This window comes from Neptunicella marina (assembly GCF_014270035.1).
Lineage (GTDB): Bacteria > Pseudomonadota > Gammaproteobacteria > Enterobacterales > Alteromonadaceae > Neptunicella > Neptunicella marina.
This window is the reverse complement of the sequence record NZ_JACNEP010000045.1, coordinates 1-1,205: the sequence shown is the minus strand read 5'-3', so window position 1 is coordinate 1,205 and position 1,205 is coordinate 1. Positions and strand designations below refer to the sequence as shown.

The window sequence follows — 1,205 nt, the reverse complement described above, 5'->3', positions numbered from 1 at the left end:
AACTAATTCAAATCGTAAGCGTACTCAACGCGATTACACGATGGCTTTTAAATTAGGGGTCGTAGCACGTGTTGAAAAAGGCGAGATGACTTACAAGCAAGCCCAATCTCACTTTGGCATTCAGGGACGCTCAACCGTACTCGTCTGGTTAAGAAAGCATGGTAGACTGGATTGGTCGAAACCTTTTCAGCATCCCCTTATGCCAAGTTCAAAAGAAACACCCGCCGAGAAAATAAAGCGACTAGAGCGTGAATTAGCCGATGAAAAACTGCGTAACCAAATTCTAAATGGCATGGTCGATATTATGGATAACGAATATGGAGCAGGCTTAAGAAAAAAGTACTTATCCGGTACATCTGGCAAGCCAAAGAAAGGAAAGACATAAGCCTGGCGACGGCATGTCGGGTTGTTCGGATATCCAGACAGTCAGTTTATCAATCTGTCTCCCGAATGGAGAGTCGCAGAGCAGAACTCTCGGTCATTAAGGCGTGGGTGCACTATTGGCGCAAGTTTATGCCTCAATTAGGCACCCGAAAACTTTATAAATTGATTAAACCAAAGCTGATTGAACACGCCATCAAACTGGGGCGAGATGGCTTTTTTACTTACTTGAAGAGCGAAGGATTGCTCGTCAGTCCAAGGAAAAGCGTTATAAAAACGACCTTCAGTAAACACTGGATGAAGAAGCATCCGAATCTGCTGAAAGAAAAAGGGCTGCATGATGCAACGTATGTATTGGTCAGTGACATTACTTATCTCGAATCAGACCAGGGTGTACATTACTTGTCGCTTGTGACTGATGCTGGCTCACGCAAAATAGTCGGTTATCACCTGAGTTCTGATATGAAAGCGGAGAGTGTCGTGAAAGCACTGAAAATGGCGGTCAAGGACAGCCGTTATAAAGCTGATACGGTTCATCACTCCGACCGGGGGCTGCAGTATTGCTCAGCAATATACCAGAATGTGCTGCAGAAAAACCACATTCAGGCGTCAATGACAGACGGATATGACTGTTACCAAAATGCCTTGGCGGAAAGAGTAAATGGAATATTAAAGCAGGAGTTTTTACTGTATCGATGTAAAACCCTGAATGAACTGAAGAGACTCGTTAGCGAATCGATATACATTTACAATGAAATGAGGCCGCACCTGAGTTTAGATATGCAAACACCTAATCAGGTGCATAATAGAAAAGGCCAGCTACT

1 protein-coding gene is annotated in these 1,205 nt (G+C 43.9%); it reads left to right on the top strand.

Going from position 1 to position 1,205, the window contains the following annotated elements:
* Positions 1-1,205 (top strand): IS3 family transposase gene (locus tag H8B19_RS18840; protein WP_186508698.1). Its coding sequence is split into 2 segments (ribosomal slippage), with 1,206 coding nucleotides annotated over them: positions 1-341 and positions 341-1,205; the frame shifts between segments, so codons are not numbered across the junction. This gene is flagged as partial in the annotation.